The 7,085-nt window shown below is 25.9% G+C and carries 6 protein-coding genes; 3 read left to right on the top strand and 3 right to left on the bottom strand.

From position 1 onward, the window contains the following. The first annotated feature begins 160 nt into the window (after positions 1–160). From D9T19_RS11980 to ccoG, 3 genes are all read left to right on the top strand, one after another. The gene (locus D9T19_RS11980) at positions 161–1,000 is read left to right on the top strand and encodes a bifunctional helix-turn-helix domain-containing protein/methylated-DNA--[protein]-cysteine S-methyltransferase (RefSeq protein WP_121628476.1); all 840 of its coding nucleotides are present in this window, start codon (positions 161–163) and stop codon (positions 998–1,000) included. A gap of 93 nt (positions 1,001–1,093) precedes the next feature. Then, positions 1,094–2,524 (top strand): sensor domain-containing diguanylate cyclase, encoded by a 1,431-nt coding sequence (locus D9T19_RS11975; protein WP_121628475.1) that lies wholly within the window; start codon positions 1,094–1,096, stop codon positions 2,522–2,524. A gap of 75 nt (positions 2,525–2,599) precedes the next feature. Continuing rightward, a complete protein-coding gene (ccoG, locus tag D9T19_RS11970) occupies positions 2,600–3,946 on the top strand; it encodes a cytochrome c oxidase accessory protein CcoG (protein WP_121628474.1) in 1,347 nt (448 codons plus the stop codon). On the opposite strand, the gene D9T19_RS11965 is transcribed toward ccoG, so the two are convergent. From D9T19_RS11965 to D9T19_RS11955, 3 genes are read right to left on the bottom strand one after another with little or no spacing between them, the layout of a single operon-like run. Beyond that, entirely contained in the window at positions 3,943–5,274 is a 1,332-nt protein-coding gene (locus D9T19_RS11965) for a sensor histidine kinase (RefSeq protein ID WP_228198005.1), read from the bottom strand. The genes ccoG and D9T19_RS11965 overlap by 4 nt on opposite strands. Next, positions 5,255–5,944, bottom strand: a complete 690-nt coding sequence (locus tag D9T19_RS11960) for a response regulator transcription factor (protein ID WP_121628473.1) — start codon at positions 5,942–5,944, stop codon at positions 5,255–5,257. The genes D9T19_RS11965 and D9T19_RS11960 overlap by 20 nt, the downstream gene beginning before the upstream one ends. A 16-nt stretch (positions 5,945–5,960) precedes the next feature. Beyond that, positions 5,961–7,037 carry an ADP-ribosylglycohydrolase family protein gene (locus tag D9T19_RS11955; RefSeq protein ID WP_121628472.1) on the bottom strand — a complete coding sequence of 359 codons (1,077 nt, stop codon included), beginning with the start codon at positions 7,035–7,037 and terminating at the stop codon, positions 5,961–5,963. Positions 7,038–7,085 lie beyond the last annotated feature (48 nt).

Raw genomic sequence — 7,085 nt, 5'->3', positions numbered from 1 at the left:
ACAAGAAACAATAGCACAAGAGTTAAAAGAACTAGCATCTAATTTTGTGATTTATACTCAATCTACGTATTAAGAATCTACTTAGCAATATATTTTCTTAACTAATTAAAAGTTTAAGTGGTATAAAATACCACTTAACTTAAAGCTCTTAGGAAATATCATGGATGATAAACTATTACTTGAAAATGAAAACTATAAAAAAATAGAAAAAGTAATAAGATATATTGATGAAAACTTCAAAGAACAACCCTCAATAGACACCATCTCAAAATACATAGGAATGAGTAAATTCCATCTTATTAGAGTATTCAAAGAGTACGTTGGTGTTACTCCAATTCAATTTTTACAATCAGTTACACTAAACTATGCAAAAGAGCATTTAAAAGAATCCAAAAGTATTCTTGATAGCTCACTTGATATAGGTTTATCAAGTCCTAGTAGACTTCATGATTTATTTGTAAACATCATTGGAGTTACACCAAAAGAGTATAAACAATCAGGAAAAAATGTAGAAATTACTTATGGTTATGGCTTTACACCTTTTGGTGAAGCTTTAATTGCTTTTACAAAAAGAGGTATTTCTTATCTTGGTTTTGTTGATAATAACAAAGATTCGATTTTTTCAAGATTTAAAGAGATTTGGGAAAAAGCAACATTGATAAAAGATGATAAAAAAGCACAAGATTATCTTGACAATATTTTTATTGAAAAAAAGAAGTTTGATTTATATGTAAAAGGAACAAATTTTCAAATAAATATTTGGAAAGCCTTATTAAATATTCCAAATGGAACTATTACAACTTATCAAGAAATTGCAAATAGTATAAATAAACCAAAAGCAGTAAGGGCAGTGGCTAGTGCAATTGGCTCAAATCATATCGGTTATTTAGTACCTTGTCATAGAGTTTTAGCAAAATCTGGTGCCATGAGTGGTTACCGTTGGGGAATAGAACGTAAAAAAATATTAATTGCTTACGAGGCTTTGAAGAATAAAATCTAGCGAAATAATAAATATAAGAACAATTAAAAAACTATATAAAAAAGAAAAATTAAATAATATTTTGCTATAACTAAATATCAAAAGGAGTAATTAATGTCTAACTCTATATTTAATAAATATAAACTTCTTGTTTTAATCAGTATTCTTTTATTATTAGGTTTTTTTACAACTTCATACTTTAGCTATAAAATTGCAGTTGATTTAACAAAAGACGAACTAAAATATAAATCTTTACCTTTAAGTAGTAATAGCATTTATTCTGAGATTCAAAGAGATTTATTAAAACCTAATTTAATATCTTCTTTAATGGCGCAAGATACATTTATGATTAATTGGATTTTAAATGGAGAAAAAAATGTAAATGAAATATCTTCTTATTTGGAGTCAATTAAAAATAAATACGATACTTCTAGTAGTTTTTTAGTATCAAATATAACAAATAATTATTACTACTCAAAAGGTATTTTAAAAAAAATAAATCAAAAAGAACAAAGAGATAAATGGTTTTATAGACTAAAAAATATTACAGGTATTTATGAGAGTAATATTGATATTGATTTAGCCTATAAAGATTATATGACTATTTTTACAAATTATAAAGTTAAAGACTCTAACGGTAATTTTATTGCCGCAGTGGGAGTTGGTTTACAAACATCACATATAAGTAATTTATTAAAAGTTTATAAAAAGAAATATAATCATAATATCTATCTTTTTAGTAAAGAAAAGAAAAAATTAATTACTTCAAAAGATATGAATTCATTTGATGAAAAAAATCCCAAATTTATAACTTCAATAATTAATAATTTTAATCAAAATAATAAAACAACACAAGAGTATGTAAAAGATGGTAAAAACTATATCATGAATATAAGATTTATAGAAGAATTAGATTTATATTTATGTGTTGAAGCAACCGAAGAACAATTTACACAAGAAATTGAAAATACTTTTTATTTAAATATTCTAATGTTTACAATTATCATTGTTATCATAATGATATTAATCATTTATTATATAAATAATAATCAAAATACTCTTCATAAATTCGCATCTACAGACAAATTAACGTCATTAAATAATAGAAATAATTTTGATAAAGCTTTTAAAAATATTTTTGATTCAAGTAAAGAAGATTTAACTCTTATTTTATTTGATATAGATAATTTTAAAAGAATTAATGATGAATTTGGACATTTAGTAGGTGATAAAGTTCTAGTTAGAGTTTCAAATTTATTTAAAAGAACATTTAGAGAACATGATTTAATTGCAAGATGGGGAGGTGATGAATTTATAGCACTTCTTCCAAAAGTGAATAATATCAGTGCTTATAAATTAGCAGAAAGATTAAGAATAAAAATAAAAAATGATGAAATTTTAAGAGAATTACTTAAAAGACCAATAACTATTAGTGTTGGAATCATTACTAAAAGTAATGAAAAAGATATAGAAGAACTTTTTATAAAAGTCGATGAAAATTTATATAAAGCAAAACAAGATGGAAGAAATAAAATAGTCTATTAATTTCATTAAAAATTTAACATACCACCAAATGAACACCAAAAAAATATAAACTCCTACTAAACAAAAGGAGTTTATATGTCTTATACTAAAAAAAGATACCTCACATATCTATTCATCACTGCATTTACGCTAGTAATACCTTTTATTACAATTGATGGTAATCATATGTTACTTTTATCATTTGATAAATTACAATTTCATATCTTAGGCTTTGTTTATAATGTAAATGAACTTTATGTTATGCCATTTTTACTAATGTTTTTATTTATTGGTATTTTTGCTATGACTACTATTTTTGGTAGAGTTTGGTGTGGATGGTCATGTCCTCAAACAATCTTTAGAACTATTTATAGAGATTTAATTGAGAGTACTATTTTAGATATTAGAAGAATTAAAAACAAACAAAAAGATATTGATTATTCAAAAAAATCAAATCAACTGAAAAAATATATATCTATTTTTCTTTGGATTATTATTTCAACTATTATTGCTACAAACTTTATGTGGTATTTTGTTCCTCCTGAAGATTTTTTTGTTTATATTCAAGATCCTGCTAATCATTCATTTATGATTATATTTATAATCTCAATTGCAATGTTTTTAGTTTTTGATATTGTATTTATGAAAGAAAACTTCTGTGTTTATATTTGTCCATATTCTAGAATACAATCTGTTTTATATGACGATGACACAAAACAAGTTGTATATGATACTTCAAGAGGTGGAAATGTTTTTGTAAATAATGAAAAATCTATTTTCAAAATGAAAGAATGGAAAGCAAATGAAGAGTGTACAACGTGTGAAGCTTGTGTGAAAATTTGTCCTACAAATATTGATATTAGAAAAGGTTTACAAGTTGAGTGTATAAACTGTTTAGAATGTTCTGATGCATGTACTACAGTAATGGGAAAACTTGGTAAAAAATCATTAATCAACTGGGGAAGTACAAATAGTGTTATAAATAAAAGAATATCAAGACTTCTTACAAAAAGAAATGTTACATATTTTATTTCACTTTTATTATGTGTTATTTTAGCTGGAGTTTTTGCTTCAAAAAAAGAATACTTTTTACTAAATATAAATAAGACTACTAAGCTTTATAATATTAAAGAAAATGCAAAAGTTTCTAATAATTATATTTTAACATTTCAAAATACGCAAGATAAAACATATACTTTTGATTTAAGTTTAGAGGATAAAGAAAACTTTAGAATAAAAAGATTTAAGCCCTTTAGTTTAGCTGCTAATAAAAGAATAAAAAAGATTCTAATTATAGAGACTAAAAAAAGACTTTATTTATCAGATAAGAAAGACACACCATTAAAAATAAAACTAATTGCAAGAGCACTTGAAGATAAAAAGATTACTTTACAAAGAGAACTAGCATTTATTTATCCAAGAAACGACTTAATAAAAGATTAGTCAAATGATTTCTCAAAAAAGAGGGTGAAAACTGCTCCCTCTTTTTTGTTTTCTACTTCAATTCTTCCTTCAAAACTCTCTTCAATAATTAACTTTGATAAATAAAGACCAATTCCAGAACCATCAATCTTTGTAGTAAAATATGGCTCGAAAATTTTACCTAAATTCTTTTTATTTATTCCGCCAGCATTATCTTCAATACTAATTATAACCTCAGCATTGCTAGAGCTAATATCTATTTTTATATTTGGTTTTTCTGTATTACTTAAAGCATCACTTGCATTTGATACAATTGCAAGTACTACTTGTGAAAGTTCATTTTTAACTCCAAATATTTTAATATTTTCATCTGTATTTATATTAAACTCTAAATTAATATTTTTCTTTTTTAAATTTGAATCAAGTATTGTAAGACAACTTAATATTGACTCTTTAACACTAAAGTTTTCTTTTTGTTTTGAAGGAGTGTAAAACTCTTTAAAGTCATCAATAGTTTTTGATAAAAACTGTAACTGGCTATTTGCTTGTGTGATTTTTTTCTCAAAATATACCTCATCAAGATTTTGCTTTTCAAAGCGTTTTTTTAAGTTCATCAATATATACGATAAGTTATTCAATGGCTGTCTAAATTGATGAGTAATATTTCCAATCATTTCACCTGATTTTGCTAATCTTGATTGTTGTAATAACATATCTTCATAAGATTTACTTTGTATTTTTAGATTATTATATCTATAGGCAACTGATATAGTAAAAAGAATCGCTTCTATACCAAAAACTAATAAAACTAAATCCATATATCCACTTTGTATATAAACGCTTTTAAAGTCTATTACAAACAATATAAAACATAAAGCAGACCAACCAAGAACATATATAACAGTAGGTTTAAATTCTTGTTTCAAATTAAAAATAATTGATACAAATAAAATTGCATATATTATACTATAAGGTAAATACTCAAAAAGCATATAGTGGTAAAAAGCACTTAATATTACAAGATTAAAAAGTAGGGTGTTAAATACTAACTCTTTAAAGTTTCTCATCTTAGGGAAAAACTTGCCTTCATAAAAAGATATAGCAAATACTATAGCACTCAAACTTGCAAAACCTAAAGCTAATTCTTGAAAAACTGAACTTATAGAAAAAAGCTTACTATATACCACTATATATACTAAAGAGAAAACTTGCATAAAACAATAACTAATATAAAACATCTCTTTTGAGTATATATATCTAATCAAGGTATATACAATAGTCATAATCAAAATACCAAAGGTAATTCCATATACAAGTATTGTATTTAAATCATATATGAGCGTATTCAATTTTATATCCAGTTCCTGATAGATTTGATATTAGCTCTTTTGGAATTTTAGTTTTTATATTCTTAACTAAAGTCTTTAAAGCATCTTTACTCATAACACTATCATTCCATACATAGTTTTCTATTTCACTATAAGATACATATCTATTTTTATTTGTAAGTAAAAGAGTTAGAAAGTCTATCTCTTTTGTTCGTAGTTTAACAATTTCATTTTTGTATACTAGTGTATGATTAAAAATATCAAAGGTACATTCATCATTTAAAGTATAAATATTAGAAGTGTTATTTGTAATACTCTCTATACATAAATTCAAAGCTTCTTCAAACTCATTTTCTTTAACTGGTTTAATCAAATACTTTACAAGTTGCAGTTCTATTGCTTTAAACAAATAGTCTTTATGTGAAAAAGCAGATATTACAATCACTTGTACTTTCTTATCATTTTGTCTAATTCTTTGAATAAACTCCAAACCATTTAATTTTGGCATTTGAATATCTGTAATGATTAGATGAGGTTGATGCTTTTCATAAAGCCTTAATGCACTTAAAGCATCACCTGCTTCATATATATTCTTAAAATAGTTTTCTAAGTACTCTATACCATTTTCTCTAGCAACTTCATCATCTTCTACATAGAGTACTTTTATTTTGTCATTTAAGTGTTTGTTCATTTTGTACTACTTAATACTACTTTTGTAATAAAGGCAATTTATTTAATAAGTTCTCACAATAATCCCATTGATCCAAAGTCTCTTTCCATTCATTAGGAATTGCATCAACACCAAAATATGCACCTAATACCATTCCAATTGCAATTGCTCTTGAGGCATTATCTCCACCTACCATTGCATTTGCTTGTAGGGCTTTTTTAAGACCATCTTTTTCGTTTGCATATTTTAGTATAAAGTAAATACTTCCAGGCATTGTTCCTTCAGTTGGACTAGCTTTTCCTACTTTAATAGGCTCACTTCTTCCAATATCCCAAAGTCTTGCCATTGAAGTAATTGCTAAATCATCACAAAATAACTCTTTTGATAAATCACTTTGAGGATTTGTAGCTTCTTCATATTTCTCAATTGCTTGTTTTGTTTTTTCTTCAAAGAAACCACCCATTAAAATTGCAACATCTTCAATTGCAGACCTTGGCTCTTCACCTCTTAAAACTCTATGAGTAACGCGAGCAAAAAACTCACCACCACCAAGAGCATAAAAGTCCTTATGTGTAAACATAGCTTTTCTTGCAACATCAACTATCTCTTCTTCTGTTTCATAGTATGAGTGAGCTGCCACGTGTCTTATTGCTGTTGCATTTGAAATACCGCCAAGATACTCAACAGCTGTTCCATTTTTAACTTGAGAGTATGTCTCTTTTGTCATAGTACAAATCCATGAACCCCAAGAGTGTTCTAATCTATTCATCCAATGTGGAAGCATAGGTGCTACTTCAAAAGCTCTAGGAGGATTTGCAATACTTGCTAGGTGTTCTAAAACTAAGATATTATAATCACCATAATCTGTAGTTCCTCCTGCACTTTTTCCTGGATGATAGTTTCTTTGACCCCAACCAATACCGTGAGTTTCTCCTCCCATCATTTCACCAGGACTCATAAACTTTTCTATTGGTTTTTGTCCATAAGCTTCATATATCTTTTTTGCATCATACTCATAGTGTGAACCTAAACATAAAGCATCACCAACGATTGCACCAAAAAATGCACCTTTTAATTTTTTATCATCTAATTCTTGTTTTAATTGCGTATTCATATATGTATTCCTAGTTTTAATATTCTTAATATTTTTAATCTTATTTAT

The sequence above is a fragment of the Poseidonibacter antarcticus genome, from assembly GCF_003667345.1.
GTDB lineage: Bacteria > Campylobacterota > Campylobacteria > Campylobacterales > Arcobacteraceae > Poseidonibacter > Poseidonibacter antarcticus.
The sequence above is the reverse complement of the archived record's forward strand: the minus strand, read 5'-3'. Positions and strand labels throughout refer to the sequence as shown.